General features: G+C 58.3%; 17 protein-coding genes and 2 pseudogenes. 10 read left to right on the forward strand and 9 right to left on the reverse strand.

Annotated features, from left to right (window positions below):
* The first annotated feature begins 25 nt into the window (after window positions 1–25).
* The 5 genes from ACTIEN_RS18940 to ACTIEN_RS18960 all read left to right on the forward strand — a co-directional run bounded on the left by ACTIEN_RS18940 (window position 26) and on the right by ACTIEN_RS18960 (window position 5,225).
* The gene (locus tag ACTIEN_RS18940) at window positions 26–1,126 is read left to right on the forward strand and encodes an NAD/NADP octopine/nopaline dehydrogenase family protein (protein ID WP_439524713.1); all 1,101 of its coding nucleotides are present in this window, start codon (window positions 26–28) and stop codon (window positions 1,124–1,126) included.
* 45 nt (window positions 1,127–1,171) lie between these two features.
* Complete coding sequence (locus tag ACTIEN_RS18945) at window positions 1,172–2,281, forward strand: ABC transporter substrate-binding protein (protein ID WP_439524714.1); 1,110 nt, start codon at window positions 1,172–1,174, stop codon at window positions 2,279–2,281.
* Between the two features lie 107 nt (window positions 2,282–2,388).
* The gene (locus tag ACTIEN_RS18950; RefSeq protein WP_439524715.1) at window positions 2,389–3,336 is read left to right on the forward strand and encodes an ABC transporter permease; all 948 of its coding nucleotides are present in this window, start codon (window positions 2,389–2,391) and stop codon (window positions 3,334–3,336) included.
* A 14-nt stretch (window positions 3,337–3,350) separates the two neighbouring features.
* Window positions 3,351–4,136 (forward strand): ABC transporter permease, encoded by a 786-nt coding sequence (locus ACTIEN_RS18955; protein WP_439524731.1) that lies wholly within the window; start codon window positions 3,351–3,353, stop codon window positions 4,134–4,136.
* Between the two features lie 3 nt (window positions 4,137–4,139).
* On the forward strand, window positions 4,140–5,225 hold the full coding sequence (locus ACTIEN_RS18960; protein ID WP_439524716.1) for an ABC transporter ATP-binding protein: 1,086 nt from the start codon (window positions 4,140–4,142) through the stop codon (window positions 5,223–5,225).
* Between the two features lie 49 nt (window positions 5,226–5,274).
* Here ACTIEN_RS18960 and ACTIEN_RS18965 read toward each other — a convergent pair.
* The 9 genes and pseudogenes from ACTIEN_RS18965 to ACTIEN_RS19005 all read right to left on the reverse strand — a co-directional run.
* Window positions 5,275–5,613: pseudogene (locus ACTIEN_RS18965) on the reverse strand (ATP-binding protein); the annotation flags it as partial.
* 304 nt (window positions 5,614–5,917) lie between these two features.
* Window positions 5,918–6,715 (reverse strand): isocitrate lyase/PEP mutase family protein, encoded by a 798-nt coding sequence (locus tag ACTIEN_RS18970; RefSeq protein ID WP_439524717.1) that lies wholly within the window; start codon window positions 6,713–6,715, stop codon window positions 5,918–5,920.
* On the reverse strand, window positions 6,712–7,410 hold the full coding sequence (locus ACTIEN_RS18975) for a GntR family transcriptional regulator (RefSeq protein WP_439524718.1): 699 nt from the start codon (window positions 7,408–7,410) through the stop codon (window positions 6,712–6,714). The genes ACTIEN_RS18970 and ACTIEN_RS18975 overlap by 4 nt, the downstream gene beginning before the upstream one ends.
* A complete protein-coding gene (locus ACTIEN_RS18980) occupies window positions 7,407–8,900 on the reverse strand; it encodes a tripartite tricarboxylate transporter permease (RefSeq protein WP_439524719.1) in 1,494 nt (497 codons plus the stop codon). Before ACTIEN_RS18980 ends, ACTIEN_RS18975 begins: the two co-directional genes overlap by 4 nt.
* A complete protein-coding gene (locus ACTIEN_RS18985) occupies window positions 8,900–9,367 on the reverse strand; it encodes a tripartite tricarboxylate transporter TctB family protein (protein ID WP_439524720.1) in 468 nt (155 codons plus the stop codon). Before ACTIEN_RS18985 ends, ACTIEN_RS18980 begins: the two co-directional genes overlap by 1 nt.
* Before the next feature lie 75 nt (window positions 9,368–9,442).
* Window positions 9,443–10,420, reverse strand: coding sequence for a Bug family tripartite tricarboxylate transporter substrate binding protein (locus tag ACTIEN_RS18990; RefSeq protein WP_439524721.1), 978 nt, complete (start codon window positions 10,418–10,420; stop codon window positions 9,443–9,445).
* A gap of 75 nt (window positions 10,421–10,495) precedes the next feature.
* Window positions 10,496–11,893 (reverse strand): FAD-binding oxidoreductase, encoded by a 1,398-nt coding sequence (locus ACTIEN_RS18995; RefSeq protein WP_439524722.1) that lies wholly within the window; start codon window positions 11,891–11,893, stop codon window positions 10,496–10,498.
* A 220-nt stretch (window positions 11,894–12,113) separates the two neighbouring features.
* Window positions 12,114–12,604 (reverse strand): annotated as a pseudogene (locus ACTIEN_RS19000) (hypothetical protein).
* A gap of 64 nt (window positions 12,605–12,668) precedes the next feature.
* Entirely contained in the window at window positions 12,669–13,535 is an 867-nt protein-coding gene (locus tag ACTIEN_RS19005) for a LysR substrate-binding domain-containing protein (RefSeq protein WP_439524723.1), read from the reverse strand.
* A 108-nt stretch (window positions 13,536–13,643) separates the two neighbouring features.
* Here ACTIEN_RS19005 and psrA point away from each other — a divergent pair, with 108 nt between their 5' ends.
* The 5 genes from psrA to phnE (ACTIEN_RS19030) all read left to right on the forward strand — a co-directional run bounded on the left by psrA (window position 13,644) and on the right by phnE (ACTIEN_RS19030) (window position 18,221).
* The gene (gene psrA, locus ACTIEN_RS19010) at window positions 13,644–14,771 is read left to right on the forward strand and encodes an iron-containing alcohol dehydrogenase PsrA (protein ID WP_439524724.1); all 1,128 of its coding nucleotides are present in this window, start codon (window positions 13,644–13,646) and stop codon (window positions 14,769–14,771) included.
* Window positions 14,772–14,825: 54 nt separating this feature from the next.
* The gene (locus ACTIEN_RS19015) at window positions 14,826–15,728 is read left to right on the forward strand and encodes a phosphate/phosphite/phosphonate ABC transporter substrate-binding protein (protein ID WP_439524725.1); all 903 of its coding nucleotides are present in this window, start codon (window positions 14,826–14,828) and stop codon (window positions 15,726–15,728) included.
* A gap of 66 nt (window positions 15,729–15,794) precedes the next feature.
* Entirely contained in the window at window positions 15,795–16,547 is a 753-nt protein-coding gene (gene phnC / locus ACTIEN_RS19020; protein WP_439524726.1) for a phosphonate ABC transporter ATP-binding protein, read from the forward strand.
* A gap of 2 nt (window positions 16,548–16,549) precedes the next feature.
* A complete protein-coding gene (phnE, locus tag ACTIEN_RS19025; protein WP_439524727.1) occupies window positions 16,550–17,371 on the forward strand; it encodes a phosphonate ABC transporter, permease protein PhnE in 822 nt (273 codons plus the stop codon).
* A gap of 10 nt (window positions 17,372–17,381) precedes the next feature.
* Window positions 17,382–18,221, forward strand: coding sequence for a phosphonate ABC transporter, permease protein PhnE (phnE, locus tag ACTIEN_RS19030; protein WP_439524728.1), 840 nt, complete (start codon window positions 17,382–17,384; stop codon window positions 18,219–18,221).
* Window positions 18,222–18,388 lie beyond the last annotated feature (167 nt).

Here is an 18,388-nt window from a genome sequence, read left to right on the forward strand (position 1 = left end):
TCGGGGCCGAAAGGAACGAAGACAAATGAGCGACAGGGTCAAAGTGGGAATAGCCGGTGCGGGTTCTATCGCTTTCGCGACGGCTGCCGTTTTGCATGACGCAGGACATGACCCGATGCTTTGGTCGCCGTCCGGCACCGGCACCCTCGGCTTTGCCGACGGCACGCCACTCACGGCACGCGGGGCTTTGGTCTGCTCGCTTTCTCCGCGCGTCGCCCGAAGTGCTGCCGAACTGGCACAGGAAAGCGACGTGCTGCTGATTGCCGTGCCGGGATACGGGCACAAGGCGGTGATGGATGCGTTGGCTCCTCATTTGGAGCCCCGGCATCACGTCATCATTTCGTCGCACGCCTCCCTGGGGGCGGTGTATCTGATGCAAAGACTGGCCGCGCGTGGGGTCGAACTCCCTGTCACGGCATGGGGCACCACGATCTGCACGGGGCGCCGTCAGTCGGCCACCGAAGTCCTTGTGAACACGGTCCGCAGTCGGGTGGACCTCTGCACCGTTCCCGAGGCGCATTCGTCCAAGGCGCTCGAGATGTGCGAGGCCCTTTTCGGGGACCGTTTTCAACCGCGAGACGGATTGCTGGCCATCGCGCTGTCCAACCTCAATCCGCAGAACCACATGGGCATCGCCCTTGGCAACATCACCCGGATGGAAAGGGGCGAGACATGGTCGCAGGGTCAGAACGTGACCCCGACCATCGGGCGACTGCTTGAGGCGCTTGATCTGGAACGGCTTGCCATCGCCCGTGCGCTCGGCCTCGAGGTCAAGACGATCTTCGAGCATTTTCACCTGTCGTTCCACGTACCGGTCGCATCGATTTCCGAGATGAACCAGCAGATGCACGCGCAGGGTAATGGCGGCGTCGGACCTGCGACAGTCGACAGCCGCTACGTGACCGAAGACGTGCCTTACGGACTGGTGGCGACCGCTGCGCTTGGTCGGTTGACCGGACAGACGGCAGAGTTGCATGAGGCCGGCATCTGCATTTTTTCCGCCATGTATGGTCGCGACTTCGAACAGGAAAACGAGCTTTTGCGGGCACTGGACCTTGGCCGCTACAGCCTCGATGATCTCAAACGTGCAGGCCGGACCGGGCTTCTGGCCCATCCAAACGCATAGCAAACCAAATAACCCAAGAAGAAACCAACCAACAAGGAGACTGTTATGACCAAACTTACGCTGAACCGCCGCCGTTTCATCAGCACCGCCGCTGTCACGGGCGCAGCACTGGCCTCGCCCGTGTATCTGCGCCGTGGCCTCGCCCAGTCGGGTGGAGAGGTGAATATCTGGACCTACAACGATTTCGTTCCTGACGCATTCCGTCAGCAGTTTGAATCCGAAACCGGGATCAAGGTGAACGTGCGGCTGGTCGATGACCAGGGCAAGCAGTTCAACCTGCTTGCCGCCGAACAGCCCAACCCGACCGTAGACATCATGACTGTGGCTGGGCACCGTTTCCTGCAGTTCATCGACAGCGATCTTCTGGCGCCGCTGGACACGGACAGGCTCACCAACTGGGGCAACATCAATCCGACATTCTCGGAATCCGACTGGGCAACGATCAACGGCAACAAGTGGGGCGCGCCGATCCTGTCCGGTGCAGAGGTGCTGGCCTACAACTCGGACATCGTGTCGGAAGAAGAAGCGCTGACCTGGGACACGCTGTTCAGCGAAAAGTACAGCGGCCAGACCGCGTATATCATCCAGGACATGATGTCGGTCATCATGCTCAAGATGGGATATGACGGCAATATGGTTGCCTACATGGACAACCCCGAAGAAGCCGCGCGCATCGTCGAGGAAGCCAAGAATTTCCTGATCGAGAAGAAGCCGCTGGTGCGCAAGTACTATGACAGCGGTGCCGAATTCCAGCAGATGATGGTAAACCAGGACATCGTGCTTGGCCACGCCTGGAACGGACCCGCGGCTGCGCTGATCAACGACGGCTTCCCGGTGGGCATGACGATCCCACGCGAGGGCTCCTATGGCTTCGTCTATACGTTCAACATCGCGAACAACGCACCGAACGCGGACAACGCCTATACCTTCCTCGATGCGCTTTTGTCCTCGTCTGAAATCGGCGCGGCCATGACCAAGGCGTCGGGTTTCATTTCGACATACAAGGACGCAGTTCAGCACCTGACCGACCTCGAGCGCAGGTCTACAACGTTCCCGGAAGAGCAGCTTGCCAATCTTCAGTTCTTCCGCGCCGAGGCGAATGAAATGAAGTACGGCCTTGTCGATCCGGCTGTCGAAGCGGTCAAAGCCGCCTGAGCCGCTTCCGGCCTATCCGTCCCTGTCCCGAACCGGGGCAGGGATCGCGCTGACAAGAAAGTGGATCAATGACCGATCACGCACCTGCAAAGCAGGATGGAAGAGCTATGGGCAATACTGCCTCTGACCAGACATTCTGGGGTCGACTCATCAATTGGGGCCCCTATGCCGCGCTGATGCGGTTGGCCACGGCGTCGCCACGGCGGCAATTCCTGATCCTGATGATCTTTCCGGTGTTGTGGGTCCTGACACAGCATCTGGGTCCCATGCTGTACATGTTGCGGGTGTCATTGACCGATGCCTATCCGGTGGCCGTCGGCGTCGAGCAGAACTTCACTTTCGACAACTACATGCGTTTTTTCAGTGACAGCATCTTCTGGAAGCCGTTCTTCCGCACGTTGGTATTCGCCGGGGTGTTCACCTTTTGCACGTTGATCATCACCTATCCGGTCGCCTATTTCCTTGCCCGTCATGTCAGTCGCAAGAACCAGATGCGGTTCCTGCTGCTTCTGCTCATTCCGTTCTGGGTCGGCGAAATCGTCCGGACCTATGCCATCATGATCCTGCTCGGCAATACCGGGGCGGTGAACCTCGTCCTGCAGACATTGGGTTTGATCGACCGACCGATCCCGTTCATGTATACCAGCTTTTCCATGGGTATGGGGATCGTCTATCTGACCGCGCTCTATATGCTGCTGCCCCTTTATTCCGCGCTGGAAAAGCTGCCTCAGAGCATGAACGAGGCAGCTGCCGATCTGGGCGCGGGTGCCTGGACCCGGTTTCGCCGCATATCCCTGCCGCTGACACTGGAAGGAATTTCGTCGGGATGTACGCTGGTCTTCCTGATCTCGACAGGGTTTTACGCAACGCCCGTTCTGCTGGGCGGGCCAAGCACCACGGTGTTTGCCGAAACCATCGCCGGATTCTTCCACGTGGCTGGCGATGAATGGCCGACCGGCGCAGCCTTTGCGACGATCATGTTCGCTGCGGCGCTTGTCATAACCTTCACGTTCCAGAAACTCATGAACGCCCTGCGCAAGGGAGAGGCAAAATGAATGACCGTCCCGAAGTGTTTCGCGGAAACCGTATCCTGCTGGGCTGCGTGTACTGGGCTTTCGTGCTTTACGTTTTCGTGCCTCTGATCCTGATGGTGATCATGGGCTTCAAAGACAGCCGGTTCATCGGCTTTCCGATCCGCTCCTGGACCCTCGACTGGTATATCGGCGTTTTCAAGAACACCGAAGTTCTGTCAACCTTTAGCTATTCGCTGACCATCGCGGTGCTGTCCACGCTTGTGTCGGTTCTGGTCGGCACGTGGCTTGCCGTCCTTCTGGAAAGCCGCAAATTCACGGGGCGTGCCGTGATCTTCGGTCTTGCTGTTCTGCCTGCGCTTGTGCCTGGCATCATTTCGGCCATTGCGTTCCGGATTTATGCCCGCTGGCTCGGGATCGAACCGGGCATGGGGGCGATCATCTGGGCGCATGCCGTGCACAATGTCCCTTTCGTGGTGCTGGTGGTGATGGCCCGGCTGTCGACACTTCCCAAAAGCCAGATCGAGGCAGCCCGCGATCTTGGTGCGGACCCCTTCGTGGCGTTCCTGCGCATTACGTTGCCCTATCTGGTGCCAGCGATCCTGGGCGCGTCGATCTTCTGCCTTCTACTGTCTTTTGACGATTTTGTGCGGTCTTTCTTCCTTGGCGGATACGAACCGACCCTGCCGGTGCTGATCTTTGCCATGCTTCGCTCGGGCATGAGTCCGGAAATAAACGCCATCGCGACGGTCGCGCTGATCCTGACCGCCGGAATCGGTATCTGGGCGGAACGTTTCACCCGCCGCATGAAAAAGGAATCCTGAACCATGTCAGAACTGACACCGCTGGTCCGTATCGAAGGCCTTTCAAAACATTTCGGCGATACTGTCGCGCTCGAACATCTGACTCTGGATATTCCGCAAGGCCAGTTCGTTACCTTCCTTGGTCCTTCGGGATGCGGCAAATCCACCACGCTGCGGATTCTCGGAGGGTTCGAACGTCCGACGACGGGGCGCGTTCTCCTTGACGGTGAAGATGTGACCAACCAGCCACCCGAACGGCGTCATGTGAACATGGTGTTTCAGGATTATGCCTTGTTCCCCCACATGACCGTGGCGCAGAACATCGCCTTCGGTCTGGAACTGAAGGGCATGGGCCGCACCGACATCAAACGCTACTCGTCCGAGATCATGGCCTTCCTCGAACTCGAGGATTACGCATCACGCTACCCGATCCAATTGTCGGGCGGGCAGCGGCAGCGTGTGGCACTGGCGCGTGCGCTTGCCCCCGACCCGTCGCTTCTTTTGCTCGACGAGCCGCTTGGTGCGCTTGACGCCAAATTGCGGGGGCAGGTGCAGCAGGAACTGAAATCCATCCAGCGCCGCACGAACAAGACGTTCTTTTTCGTCACTCATGACCAGGAGGAAGCGCTGACGATGTCCGACCGCATCGTGGTCATGAACAAGGGCAGGGTCGAACAGGACGGCACGCCGGAGGAGCTTTATTTCCAGCCGGCCAGCCGTTTCGTGGCAGAGTTTCTTGGGGAAACGAATTTGCTTGAAGGGCACGCATGCGGCCGTGACGGAACACGGATCGTGATGGACTGGGAGGGAACGAAACTGCACGGTAAGGCGCCGCAAAACCTGCCCGGCGAAGGTCAGCGGATCACCGCATCGGTTCGCCTCGAAAAGATCGGGTTTCACGCGGATCGTCCGGAGACGGGAAACGCGATACAGGGACGTGTGGTCGGCAAGACGTTCCTCGGATCGCGGACTGCGTTGCAGATCGCCGTCGGCGAACGGTCCGGTTCGCTTCTCAGAGCCTATGCGGACGTTGAAACGAGCGACAGGATCGGCAGTGATTTGGTCTGGATCGGTTGGGAGCCGGAAAACATGGCGGTCCTGAATGACTGATCCGCCCTTGTCGCATTTGGCCTGATCCGAACAAACGCCGATCTGGCGCTGTCTCCTTCCGTTTCCTTTTCGCTGTCTCGGAGCCGGATTTGAAGCGGGAGCTGTCATGTCCAGTCTCGAGGACGTGGCAGCGGTGGGTGAGGCGATCGAGGAGTGCAGTGGTTATCTTTGCATCACCGAAGACGCTGGCCCACTCGCTGAAGATGAGGTTGGTCATGATGACCACGCTGGTGCGTTCGCATAGCTTATTGAGAAGATGGAACAGCAGCGCACCGCCCAAGGCGCTGAACGGCAGCTATCCGAGCTTGTCGAGGATCACCAATTCAGTTTTCACCCGCGACTAGGCGATCTTTCCAGTCTTTTCCTGGGCCTTTTCTTGTTCCAGCGCCTTGTCCATGGCGCACGACACGCCCTGTTCGTCATGATGGAGCACCAAGGACAGGATCTCGACCCTCTCGCGATTGCCGTCCGGCAGTGCATGACCTGCCTTGGTCGTGCGGTCTATGAACCTGTCGTCTGACAGTACGGGAAAGGGGCAGCTGCGTCCAATCGCCGATCCGTGCAACACGGTCGCGTATGCCCAACTTCGGCCAGCGCTTGTCTGGTCAGGAAAGGTGTTGAACTCTCAAACATCGGGTTCGAACTGGTGGGAAAATTCCTGGTGCCCGGCCAGGTCCACGAGTCGCGCATAATCACCGTAGCTGGTGCGCGGGTCTGCCGGGGGGCGTTGGGTCTCTGCAAGCGTGGCAAGAGCGTCGTTTGCCCCCGCGATTGCGCCAAAAAGGGCGGTCACCGCATAAAGCGCAACGCTGAAACCCATGCCATTCAGGTCCGAAAGGCTCGACGAGGCTGACCACCTTGGGCCCATCCAACCCTCGCGCGATGCCTTCAACCTCGGCCCGTGTCTTGACGCCATCGACAAATACAAGGTCGATGCCCGTGTCGCGATAGGCGCGGGCGCGGTCGAGCGCGCGGTCCAGACCTTCGGGTTGCAACGCGTCCGTCCGTCCAATCAGAACCGTGTCGGCCTGCATCTCATCGCGTGCGGCAACAGCGGCGCGCAGGCGTTGCGCCGCACTGGCGCGGTCGATCAGCCTTACACCCGCCAGTTGCCCGCAGCGTTTTGGGCTTTCCTGATCCTCGAGATGCAAGGCGGCCACCCCGGCCAGCGCGTAATCCTGCACGGTGCGGCGGATATTCAGCGGCCCGCCATATCCGGTATCGGCATCCGCGACCACCGGCAGGTCGCAGGCGCGCACCATGGCGCGGGCGTGGTCCGCCATTTCCGACTGGGTCATCAGACCAAGGTCAGGCGTGCCCAGCCGCGCGGCGGTGGCGCCAAGGCCGGTCATGTAGACCGCCTCGAACCCTGCTTGTTGCACAAGTCGCGCGGTCAGCGCATCGGCCGCCCCCGGACAGGCAAGAATGCCGCCGCGATCCAGTCTTGCGCGCAGTCGCGCGGCACCATTCAGCAATCCGGTCTGTCTCATTTCGGAGCCTCCGTCGGGCTGCCGCCAAGATGCCCTTCGGCCAGAGCGCGGCTGTAGACTTCCTCGGTTCGGCGAATGTGGACCTTCAACGCAGCGTCGAAGGCATCGAGATCCCCCTCGGACAATAGGTCCATCATGGCGACGTGTTCAGCCATCGATTCGGCGCGTCGCTCTGCATAGGGCGCGGTGATATTCGCGCGCAGGGCGGCAATGCGACCGGCGACCAGCGAATTGGCGTCCCTGAGGTAGGAATTGCCGCAATGGGAAAAGGCGGCGCCGTGGAACTGCGTGTCGAGACGACCGTAGGCATCGGCATCATCGGCTTTGAGCGCGGTCGTCATGGCCGAGATGACGTCCTGCAATTCGCTTAGGTAGGCGTTCCGCGCGCAACGAAGTGCCACCCGTACGCCTTGGGTTTCAAGAATTTCGCGATAATCGCAGATCGCCTTGATGTCCTCGGGCGACGTTTCGAAAACGAAGGTTCCGCGCTTCGGACGAACGACCACAAGGCCTTCCCGCGCGAGCAGCGCCATCGCATCGCGCACCGGCGTGCGTGAAACCCCCAGTCGTTCGACCAGCCGATCCTCTGAAATGTTCTCTCCCATTCGGAAGGCCCCCGAGAGGATTGCATCGCGGATCTGCGAGGCCGCGATTTCGGCGAGCGATTTCGCCGGGACGATCCGGGCCAGCGTCATGCCGTCCCCCTGCGCCGGGCCAGCCACATCACCGCGGGCGTGGCCCAGATCAGCAGGACCAGTGCCGCGAGACCTGCTGCGATGGGGCGTTCGACAAATCCAAGGGCCAGACCGTCCGACTTGATCAGCGACGTCACAAAATTCCGTTCCACAAGCAGTCCCATCACGATTCCCAATATGGCTGGAGCAACCGGAAATCCGTTCTCCTCCATCAAGTAGGCGAAGATACCCAGAACCAGCATGATCACAATGCCAGAAGCCGACGAGTCAATCGAGTATGACCCGACGATGCAAAACCCAAGAATCAGCGGTGCAAGCGTCAGTTTCGGCACCCGCAACACCTGCGACGCGAGGGCCACGGCCAATAGGCCGAGCGGCACGATCAGCAAATTGGCGATCAGGAACACAAGGAAGATCGCCATGATCTTGTCCCCCGAGGTCAGAAAGACCATCGGCCCTGGATTGAGCCCCTTGACGTAAAGAACGCCGATCACGATGGCGGTGATGCTGTCGCCGGGAATGCCGAATACCATCGCCGGAACGTAGGCGCCTGACAGGGCAGAGTTGTTGGCGGCGCAGGCTTCGGTCAGGCCTTCTTCGGTGCCTTTGCCATAGTTGTCGGGTGTCTTCGAGAACCGCTTGGACACGGCGTAGGAAATCCATGACCCGATGTCGGACCCTGCGCCGGGCAGGATGCCGATCACCGTGCCGATGGTCGAGCCGCGCAACAGGCCGGTCTTGGTCTTCCACAGCAGCGAGCCGATACCTTGGAACATCGCAAGCGGATTGCCGATCGGGATCACTGGCGGCACCACATCGCGGTTCACGAAGGTGCGGATCAGTTCGGGGATGGCGAACATGCCGATCAGCGCTGGGACAAAGGCGACTCCGCTCAACAGAGAGTCGATGCCGAAGGTAAAGCGCGGATAGCCCGAGGTGGTGTCCATGCCGACACTGGCGATCAGCAGGCCGAAGAGCAGTGACATCAGCGATTTCAGGATCGAACCTGTCCCCAGCATGACGGCAGCCGACAGACCCAGCAGCGCCAGCCAGAAATACTCGAACGAGGTGAAATGCAGCGAGACCAGCGCCAGTTGTGGGGCTGCCATCATCAGCACCAGCGAGCCGAACACGCCGCCGATCGCAGAGGCGGTCACGGAGATCCCGAGCGCGCGTCCGACGCGACCGTCGCGGGTCATGGCGTTGAGATCGTTGATATAGGCAGCGGATGCGGCGGTGCCGGGAATGCGCACCAGCGCCGCGGGAATGTCCGAGGCAAAGATCGCCATCGCGGCGGTGGTGACGATGGCGGCAATGGCGGGCACCGGATCCATGAAAAAAGTGATCGGCACAAGCATCGCTGTGGCCATCGTCGCCGAAAGCCCCGGGATTGCGCCGACGAACAATCCAAATGCCGAGCAGGCCAGCATGACAAGCGCCATATTCCAGTTCAGCACCAGCGGCAGTGCATCGGACAAGTGGACCAGCATCAGAACAGTCCTTTCAGGACACCTGCAGGCAACGGAACCTGCAAGAACCGCGTGAGCAGCACATGCACGATGCAGACAAAACCCACAGCCATCAGGACCCATGCGGGATGACGCCGTCCCGAGGCCAGGAACAGCGCGGCCAGCAGAAGACTGCCACCAAGGGGAAATCCGACGGTTTCAAAGGAGGCGGCCAACAGGGCTGTGCCGCCGATCATCAGGCCAATCGTTGCCAGACGGTCGCTCTTTTGCCAGCCGGGGTGAAGCGTGACAAGTGTGCCGTCTCCGCGACGCAGGCCGGACACGAAAAGCACCAGACCACCGAGGGTGCAAAGTGTGCCCAGAACGACCGGAAAGGTGCCCGGCCCGATAGGTTGCCCCGTGAGCCGTGGAAAGCCCGAAGCCGAATACACGATCCATGCGCCGAAAATGACCATTACGGCACCGATGGCGCTGTCATGGAGTTTCATGCCCGTCCCACCGTTCAATAGAAAATCAGTCGGACGCCGGAACCTGTCCGGCGCCGCAGGTTTGTTTGAAAACGATCAATTTGACAGGCCGACGGCCTTCAACGTATCGCTCAACGCTGCGTCCGAAGCTTTCATGAAGGCCTCGAATTCCGCGCCCGTGGTCCATTGCATGGCATATCCACGGTCTGTCATGAACTTTGTGTATTCCGGCGCTTCCAGCACCTTGCCGAGTGCAGCGGTCAGCTGTTCTGCAACAGCCGGGTCGAGACCGGTGGGCGCGACAAGGCCACGCCAGGAACCCAAGCTGAATTCATGGCCCGTCGCCTCGGTGAAGGTCGGCACGTCGGGCGCGATGTCCAGCCGTGCGGTCGAGAACACTGCCAGAGGACGGATCAAACCGGCTTCCATCAGCGCAGCGGCTTCGGGCAGTGAGGCCGTCGCAACCTCGACTCCGCCGGCAGCGAGGTCTTGAAGTCCGGGAGCAGCGCCTTCGGACGGAACCCATGCAACACGGTCGGCGGGCATACCGGCGGCCATCAGCATCCCGGCCAGCGCGAGGTGGTTCACGCCGCCCTGTGCCGACCCCGACCCCTTGAATTCGCGGTCAGCCGTGCCTTCGAGCGTTGCAAGCAGCGCGCCGATATCGGCGTGGTCACTATTCGCGTGGACGAAGATCGCTGCCGGGTCCGAGTTGTAAAGACCAAGCGGGGTGTAGGCGGTATAATCAAGGTCGGTCAGGCCAAGGTTGTGCATCGTGCCGATCTCGAGCGTCGCCACGCCGATGGTCTGGCCATCCGGGGCTGCGTCGGCGATGGCGCTATGGCCGATCACGCCAGATCCGCCAGTGCGGTTTTCCACTGGCACCGGCACGCCGATCTCGGCTTCCAGCAGGGATCCGATCATCCTTGCGGTCGCGTCAGTGCCGCCTCCGGCACCCCATGGCACGATCATGGTGACCGGCCCATCAGGCCAGCTTTGCGCCGTGGCGGGCAAGGCGGTTGTGGTCATCAGCGCGGCAAAGGCGGCCAGCATGTGACGTTTGGTCAGTGTCATTTTGGTTTCTCCTCCTTGGTGGTTTGATACCCGGCTCCCTCTCCTCTGTCGGAAACCAGGTGGTGATCTCTGAGATCAGTCGAAAATCTTGGCCGGGTTCAGCAGCCCCTTCGGGTCCAGCGCCTGCTTGAGCTGTCGCATAAGCGCGATTTCGGCAGGGCTGCGGCTGAGCGGCAGATAGGGTTTCTTGAGCGTTCCGATCCCGTGTTCTGCGGACACAGTTCCGTGCATGGCGCCGACGATGCCATAGACGATGCGGCTGGCTTCATCGAGCGGCTGTGGATCGGCATTGGGCTTCCAGGCGACGACATGCAGGTTGCCGTCCCCGACATGGCCATAGAACACCGAGTGGAAGCTAAGTTGGTCCAGCAATTTCGCTTTGGCCTCTTGAGCAAATTCATCCATTCGGGCGACGGGCAGGCCGATATCAAAGCTGATATGCGGGCCGATCACGGCGGGGTTGGCAAACTCCGCAGCAGCATCACGTGTGGCCCAGAAGGCGGCAATGTCGCCAAGACTTTGCGCCACGGCCCCGTCAAGGACGTGACCCTCTTCCAAGAGGTATTCCAGCAGCGCATCGAACCGGGCACCGTCGATCTCGGCGTCCAGCCCCTGCATTTCGATCAGGATCGCATGACTGCCGTCGCCCATTCCGACGGGCGCGCGGACACCGGCGCGGTCGGTCGCTTGGTGCCAGTAGTCGGCCCACATCACCTCGAAGGCCGACAGCAGAGGGCCAAGGCGTTTGCGGGTGATGGCCAGCACCGAAAGCACGGTTTCATAGTCAGGCACGATGCAAAGGGCAGCGCTGGAGCAACCCGGCTCGGGAAAAAGCCGCAGCACGACACGCGTGATGACGCCCAACGTGCCCTCGGACCCGAGGAACAGCTGTTTGAGGTCATAGCCCGCGTTATTCTTGATCATCTTGTTGAGCATCGTGAGCAGAGTGCCGTCGGGCAGCACCGCCTCGATTCCCAGAACAAGGTCGCGGGTCATGCCGTAGCGGATCACTCGGTTGCCGCCCGCATTGGTCGACAGGTTGCCGCCAATGGCACAGGAACCGCGCGCACCAAGATCGAGAGGAAAGAACAGACCAACCTCAGCGGCCGCTTTCTGGACGGTCTCAAGCGGTGTGCCCGCGCGCACCGTCATCGTCATGCCGACGGGGTCCAGCTCTTCGATCCCCGTAAGTCGTTCAAGCGAGAGGGCAACGCCACCATCCGTCGGGCGAGCGCCGCCGCAGAGTCCAGTCATCCCGCCTTGAGGTGTGACAGTAACTTGATTGGCGTGACACTGGCGCATGATCTGCACCACTTCTTCGGTGGTCGTTGGGCGCAAAACGGCAAGCGGGGTGGTTGGCGGCAGAAAGCTCCAATCCGTACGGTTGCGAAACGGGAGATCTTCCCCCTCCATACAGCCCGCTGGACCGAGAAGGTCGCGCAATTCCGACAAGCAGTCGTTTGTTTGCAACATGTCTCCCCCCGTGTGTTATGTGTTACATATAACAGTTTCTGTGGTGAAGCAAATAGATTCGAAAGCACACGGCCAATTACCAAGTGGATGCCGGGTGGGAACTAACTCGTTTACCTTTGGAAGTGCTCAAAATAGCCGGATGACTCGCGGAGGTTATGGTGATCGCGGGAGGGCTTTGTCGGGTTGTTATGTCGTGACGTGACAAAGATCCGCGTCCCGTTCATGCAGCCATTTCAGCCGAACAGTTGTTCCACAGGCCGAACGCGTCAGCCCGAGATTGGCGGTAGGATGTTTCGGAAAGGCAGTGGCGTGTTGGACGGAAGATGGTGGCGGCTTGATCGTGGACGGATAGAAAACGCTGTGCCTGGCGTGGGCATTTGAAACGCCCCAAGACCTCTTCTTTTCGTCGTGTGTGTCAATCGCTCGCCAAAGCGACTGTTTTCGCCCTCGAATTGAAATCACAACCTCGTCGAGGTGCCATTTGTCGGAAGGAACCGGGCAATCGCGATGGATCTTGGCAGCTATCTGCGTTCCGAACCGCTGGCACCACACCCGGATGCTTTCATACGAGACGATTACGCCCCGTTCGGCCAACAGATCCTCGACATCGCGCAGGCTCAGGGCAAACCGATTATACGCCCAGACGGCATTGGAGATAGGCCGAGGGGACCGTAAGCCCTTCAGGCGAGGCTGTGAAACTTGGCTGATCATGAGAGATGGCTATGCGTGCAGTTGGGGTGCTTCAAGAACATGACAACGCCGAGAGAGTGTCGCATTAAACCTCCTCGGTTTGCACCACATCGCAGAAAGCTCGAATTAGGTTAGAATTTCTTCGCTCTGCCAAATATGCTAGGAAATACTGAGTTCTGATACTTGCGTCTCGGATTGGAATTGGGCGCAGGTTTGGATGGTGGACAAACTCAAAATCCGCGACAAACCCAATGCCCAGCCCTTGCTCTACAGCCTTCCAGATGCCTTCGCGGCTGCCTATATCCAACACAACATCGATTGAGACGCTGTGCTGGGCTAAAGCACGCTCCATGGCTGTGCGTGTTGTCGAGCCGACTTCGCGCTGAACGACTTTTTGAGCCTCCAGGTCTTTGATCGATATACTTTCGCGATCAAAAAACGGGTGGTGGGCATTCACAAACGTCACCACATCATGGGTGCTGTAAGGTCTGGTAACCACGCGCGGGTCGGCATTTACTTCGGCAATCAAACCAATGTCTGACTCATACGCGAGCAAGCGTTCAAAGCTGTGGCGGGAGTTGCCAAACGCTACGCTGATGTCAATTTTTGGATAGTGCGATTTGAACGCGACAATCATATCTGTCGCGTGAAAGGGCCCGACAGCGGCGATGCGTAAAGAGCCGGAATGAAGTCCCTTGAAAGAGTTGAGCAAGTCCTCAGCTTCGGTTTCGCTTTGATGCAAACGCTGTGTTGTCGCGTAGAGAGCTTGACCTGCGGGGGTCAGACGTACTTCGCGCCCGATGCGGCTGAAAAGTTGAACGTCATAACGCCTCTCCAGGGCCTTCACCTGTGTCGACAAAGTCGGCTGGCTGATATTCAGCGCCCGCGAGGCAGCAGAAAACCCTTCATGAAAAGCAACCGCATGAAAGGATCGAAGTGCATTCGAAAGCATAGACTCAGTCTATAGATATACTTTGAACAATCAATTTGTTATATATTTCGACCTGCCACATGGTTTTGATCAGCCGAAGAGTTGCCAAGACCTGGGAAGGGCGTCGGAATGTGGACCTACAGAAATCCTGTCCGGATTATTTTTGGCAATGACGCCTTTGCCTCTCTATCTTCATTGATTGCAGGCAGACCGTATGCTTTGGTGACATACCCGGATCCGTCGTTCACTGACCTAACGTCGAAAATGGTTGCCGCAGCGGGACATCCGGTTTTGGTCATCAAGGATATTGCGCCAAACCCGGACTACAAGCTGCTTCAAGTACAAGCTGCAAGATTTGCAGGTCTGACTGCACAGCCCGAAGTGATTGTGGCATTGGGTGGCGGGTCAGTAATTGATTCCGCTAAGGCGTTCGCGGCAGCTTCGGGCGATTTCTCCAAAGTGAAACGCTTTCTGGAAGCCAAAGAGGGCGAAGAGGATTTGTCTTCAATCCCAATTATTGCCGTTCCGACAACGGCGGGCACCGGGAGCGAAGTCACCTGCTGGGCGACGATCTGGGACGAGGAGCGGGGTCGCAAATTCTCGCTAGCTCGAGAAAACCTTTACCCCGAGGTTGCCCTTGTCGATCCGACACTGATGCTTGGCAAGCCTTACGGTTTGACACTAGCCACCGGCCTTGATGCGCTCTCGCACTCGCTCGAAAGCATTTGGAACATCAATGCAAATCCTGTTTCTGCGCGTCATGCGGTGGCGGCGTCGCGCGCTATTATCGCTGATTTGCCGCGGCTTCTTAGTGATCTTGGCAATTTGGATTTGCGCAGCAGAATTGCGGAGGCGTCGCTCAACGCCGGTCTGGCTTTTTCCAACACCAAGACAGCGATTGCTCATAATCTGTCCTACCCGATCACGTTGGGTTGGCATGTTCAGCACGGCATTGCCTGCTCCTTCACTTTGCCGACCGTCCTGCGGTCTGTCGAAGGGATAGGCGGGTTCCGGGAGGCAGCACTGAAGGAGATCTTTGGCGATAACTTGTCGCAAGGGTCTGATGATCTGACGGGCTTTCTAAGCAACCTGGGTGTTGGCAGCCATTTTACCGATCACGGCGTACCGCATAATTCATGTGCCGATATCATAGACGAAGCTTTCGCAGGAGAGCGGGGCAAGAACTTTATTGGCTCAAAAGAGAGCTTTCTGGAAGCAGCCAGCAAAACGGGCGTCTTACGCCTGTCATCCGCATGAGAAAATAAAGGGGAAGGCGCAGACGCTGCGCTCAAATTCAACTGGGAGGAAACTATGAAAATCTTGACTAAGAAGGTCAGACTTGTTGCTGCCGCGCTGCTAATGTCCGCGGCATCAACCACCGTTGCCGTGGCACAAGAATGCAAAAATCCTGATGTGATCCGTTTCTCCATGATCCCAACCGAAGAAACAACGCAGGAACTGTCGCTTTACCAACCACTGGTCAATCAAATCAAGGCCGCGACCGGCAAGAACGTCGAGTTCTTCCTGCCAACGTCTTATGCCTCGGTCGTTGAGGCAATGCTGGGTGGGTTTGTGGACTTGGGCATGCATGGCCCGTATTCATACATCATCGCACAGGGTAACGATCCAGAACTGCGTGTGATTGCCACCTATGCCAAGCATAAAGGCCATTTCCAGGAGGAAGGGCCCGGTTACAAGGCTGTTCTCGTGGCTCGCGCTGACTCGGGATACACTTCGTTGGAAGATATCAAAGGCACTGTCGTCGGGCTGACTGATCCAGCCAGCACGTCTGGTAACCTGTTGCCGCGTGTGGCGTTCACCAAAGTGATCGGTGCAGATCTCGAGGACTACTTTTCACGCGTGGTCTATACCGGCGGGCATGACCTTTCGGGTGTTGCCGTAATCGAAGGGCAGGTCGATGTGGCCTTCGTCGCCACGCACCGTCTGGACAATGTGCTGGACCGCGGCATTGCCTCGATGGAGGATTATGTCGTGCTTTGGTCCTCACCTGTGATCCCCCAGGACCCGTTTGTGGTCAATGGCCGCCTGTGCCCCGAGATCATTGACCAGATCCAGAATGCGTTCTTGACGCTGGGTGACAGCGAGGAAGGGCGTCAGTACCTTGAGAACGTCAATGCCAGCAAATTCGTGGCAATGACCGATGCGGATTACGACATCATCCGTGATCTCAAAGCTGCCCAAGACGCGCAGTAGGCCAAGTCCGTCAACAAGGTCTTGCCTCGGCCAATGCCGGGGCAAGTGCGACTGGAGAATCAACTGATGTCAGTTCTGTCTGTCAAGAACCTCAGAGTGCGGTATTCCGCCAAAGGCCCTGAGATCCTGAAGGGTATCGACTTTGAAGTTCAAAGTGATGACTTTCTGGCCATGATCGGCCCCAGTGGTGCAGGGAAGTCCACCTTGATCCGCTGTGTGAACCGCCTTGTAAAGCCCACAGATGGGCAGATTTTTCTTCTGGGTCAGGACGTGCGGGCTCTCAAGCCGCGTGGATTGCGCGAGTTGCGCCGGAACGTCGGTATGATCTTTCAGGAGTTTAACCTGATCAACAGAATGTCAGTGATGGACAACGTGCTTTCCGGTCGACTGGGATACACAGGCAACATCCGTAGCCTTTTCCGATATTTCCCTAAGAAAGACATCACCATGGCGCTGGATTTTCTGGATCGGGTTGGCCTGAGTGAACACATCAACAAACGCGCCGATGAGCTTTCGGGCGGTCAGCGTCAACGCGTGGGTATTGCCCGCGCTCTCATGCAGCAGCCCAAATTGCTGCTTTTGGACGAGCCAACATCCGCCCTGGATCCCAAGATTTCCCGCGAGGTCATGGCTCTGATCATGGGCATCGCAAAAGAACTGGGCGTACCGGCCCTGTGCAATATCCACGATGTGCAATTGGCCAAGGAATTCTGCAACCGGATCATCGGTTTGCAAGATGGATACAAAAGATTTGATGGCATTACCGCCACCCTGAAAGACAGCGACTTGGAAGATATCTATTCGATGGAAGTGCTTTGATCATGGTCAGCGCTGACGTTCATATAGCCAGCCTACCTGCACAGATGGAATTGCGCCGCAAACGCCATTTCAAGCTTGTAGTGATCTGGGGCGTTTTTCTCGTTTTTGCCGCATGGTGTGTGCAAGGTACAATCATTGCGGACACGGACTGGTCTCGGATCGGAGGCCGCAGCGGAGTCCTGGCATCTGTTGGACGCTACATCTCAATAGACTGGGGCCTGTTGCCGGAACTGATCGTACCAACGATCGAGACCTTGATGATGGCCACTGTTGGCACCGTCCTGGGGTGTGTTTTCTCACTGCCGGTGGCGTGGCTTGGCGCGGCGAATGTTACGCCAAGCAAGTTTGTCCTTTATCCCATCGGCCGTTTTCTAATGGTGCTTAGCCGTTCGGTGCATGAAATCGTCTGGGCGCTGATCTTTGTCAGCGCTGTCGGGCTGGGAGCATTGCCGGGTATTCTGGCGATCGCAATGCGTTCCGTGGGCTTCATCTCGAAAATTACGGCGGAGGCAATCGAAAATATCGACGCCAAACCGGTTGAGGCCATCCGCGCAACCGGGGGGAACGAGTTTCAGGTGATGTATTTTGGTATCCTGCCGCAGATATATCCGGTTGTCTTGGCCACTGTGATCTTTGAGTGGGACATCAATATCCGACGCTCTGCGGTGATGGGACTTGTGGGGGCTGGTGGGCTTGGCCTGCTCTTTTTCCGCCAGATGAACAGCTTCAATTACGGCGGCGTCACAATGGTGATCCTTGCCATTTTGGTACTCATCATTCTGGGCGAGATCGTCTCGCACTACTTGCGCAGAGCTGTGATCTGAGAGGATGGCAATGAACAGCAGAACACCCGCCATCGCGCCGAAGCCCAAGCCGACATGGTCGCGCTACAGCTATCCGGAGTCGCTCTGGAGCTTCGGGACGCTTCTGGCCATTCTGGTTTTCCTTGGCTATTCGATGCACTTTCTCAACATCGACATAGCGGAATTGATTTGGGGATTGGCGCGCCTCTTCGGAGTTGTGTCAGATCGGTTCTTTCCTCCTGATCTGGCCTATATTGCTGACGCAGGCTATCTCGCCTCGATCCTCGATACGCTGCAAATGGCGTTCCTCGGTGGGATTTTGGGCGTGTTCTTCGCGATCCCGCTGGCATGGTTTTCCGCGTGGAACGTCACGCCGCACCGCATATTCCTGTTTCCCTTCGGCCGTCTTGGCATAATTTCTTGCCGCGCCATCCACGAGACGATCTGGACCATCCTTTTTGTCTCGGTCCTTGGTTTCGGTATGCTGGCCGGAGTCAGCGCGTTGACGGTGTTCTGCATCGGCTTTGCAGGCAAGCTCTTCGCCGACGAGGTGGAATCCATTGATATGGGCCCGGTCGAGGCCACGCGGGCGGCTGGGGCCAACTCATTTCAGGTGTTCATCTTTGCAGTTGTCCCACAGGTGCGCGTCGCCTTCACGGGGATTGCCATCTACACTTGGGATGTGGCGTTTCGCGCAGCCACCGTGGTTGGTTTCTTTGGCGGTGGCGGTATGGGTTGGTACCTCAAACGGAACGTTCAACAACTGGAGAACCTTCGTGTCGGGGCGATCATTTTGTCGATTATCGCTCTGGTCTTGATCGCTGAATTTATTTCGGGCTGGCTCCGGAGCGCAGTGAACCGGGCAAAATAATCGGAGTTTCTGCCTGGACGCCAAACAGACACGATCATTCGAATCCGCTTCGGCGGACATGAAAAAGGACTTGCTATGACACTTGAGAACCCCGTTGTTGCCAATGACCGCATCTATCCCGCGCCCAAGACCTGCGCGATTGCGATCTGTCTGGATGGTTGCGAGCC

The organism is Marivita sp., from assembly GCF_051859345.1.
Lineage (GTDB): Bacteria > Pseudomonadota > Alphaproteobacteria > Rhodobacterales > Rhodobacteraceae > Marivita.

Excerpts from the sequence above, each read along its gene's own strand:
- ACTIEN_RS18940 (WP_439524713.1), top strand. The coding sequence starts at position 26 with ATGAGCGACAGGGTCAAAGTGGGAATAGCCGGTGCGGGTTCTATCGCT.
- ACTIEN_RS18945 (WP_439524714.1), top strand. The coding sequence starts at position 1,172 with ATGACCAAACTTACGCTGAACCGCCGCCGTTTCATCAGCACCGCCGCT.
- ACTIEN_RS18950 (WP_439524715.1), top strand. The coding sequence starts at position 2,389 with ATGGGCAATACTGCCTCTGACCAGACATTCTGGGGTCGACTCATCAAT.
- ACTIEN_RS18960 (WP_439524716.1), top strand. The coding sequence starts at position 4,140 with ATGTCAGAACTGACACCGCTGGTCCGTATCGAAGGCCTTTCAAAACAT.
- ACTIEN_RS18970 (WP_439524717.1), bottom strand. The coding sequence starts at position 6,715 with ATGAGACAGACCGGATTGCTGAATGGTGCCGCGCGACTGCGCGCAAGA.
- ACTIEN_RS18975 (WP_439524718.1), bottom strand. The coding sequence starts at position 7,410 with ATGACGCTGGCCCGGATCGTCCCGGCGAAATCGCTCGCCGAAATCGCG.
- ACTIEN_RS18980 (WP_439524719.1), bottom strand. The coding sequence starts at position 8,900 with ATGCTGGTCCACTTGTCCGATGCACTGCCGCTGGTGCTGAACTGGAAT.
- ACTIEN_RS18985 (WP_439524720.1), bottom strand. The coding sequence starts at position 9,367 with ATGAAACTCCATGACAGCGCCATCGGTGCCGTAATGGTCATTTTCGGC.
- ACTIEN_RS18990 (WP_439524721.1), bottom strand. The coding sequence starts at position 10,420 with ATGACACTGACCAAACGTCACATGCTGGCCGCCTTTGCCGCGCTGATG.
- ACTIEN_RS18995 (WP_439524722.1), bottom strand. The coding sequence starts at position 11,893 with ATGTTGCAAACAAACGACTGCTTGTCGGAATTGCGCGACCTTCTCGGT.
- ACTIEN_RS19005 (WP_439524723.1), bottom strand. The coding sequence starts at position 13,535 with ATGCTTTCGAATGCACTTCGATCCTTTCATGCGGTTGCTTTTCATGAA.
- psrA (WP_439524724.1), top strand. The coding sequence starts at position 13,644 with ATGTGGACCTACAGAAATCCTGTCCGGATTATTTTTGGCAATGACGCC.
- ACTIEN_RS19015 (WP_439524725.1), top strand. The coding sequence starts at position 14,826 with ATGAAAATCTTGACTAAGAAGGTCAGACTTGTTGCTGCCGCGCTGCTA.
- phnC (WP_439524726.1), top strand. The coding sequence starts at position 15,795 with ATGTCAGTTCTGTCTGTCAAGAACCTCAGAGTGCGGTATTCCGCCAAA.
- phnE (WP_439524727.1), top strand. The coding sequence starts at position 16,550 with ATGGTCAGCGCTGACGTTCATATAGCCAGCCTACCTGCACAGATGGAA.
- phnE (WP_439524728.1), top strand. The coding sequence starts at position 17,382 with ATGAACAGCAGAACACCCGCCATCGCGCCGAAGCCCAAGCCGACATGG.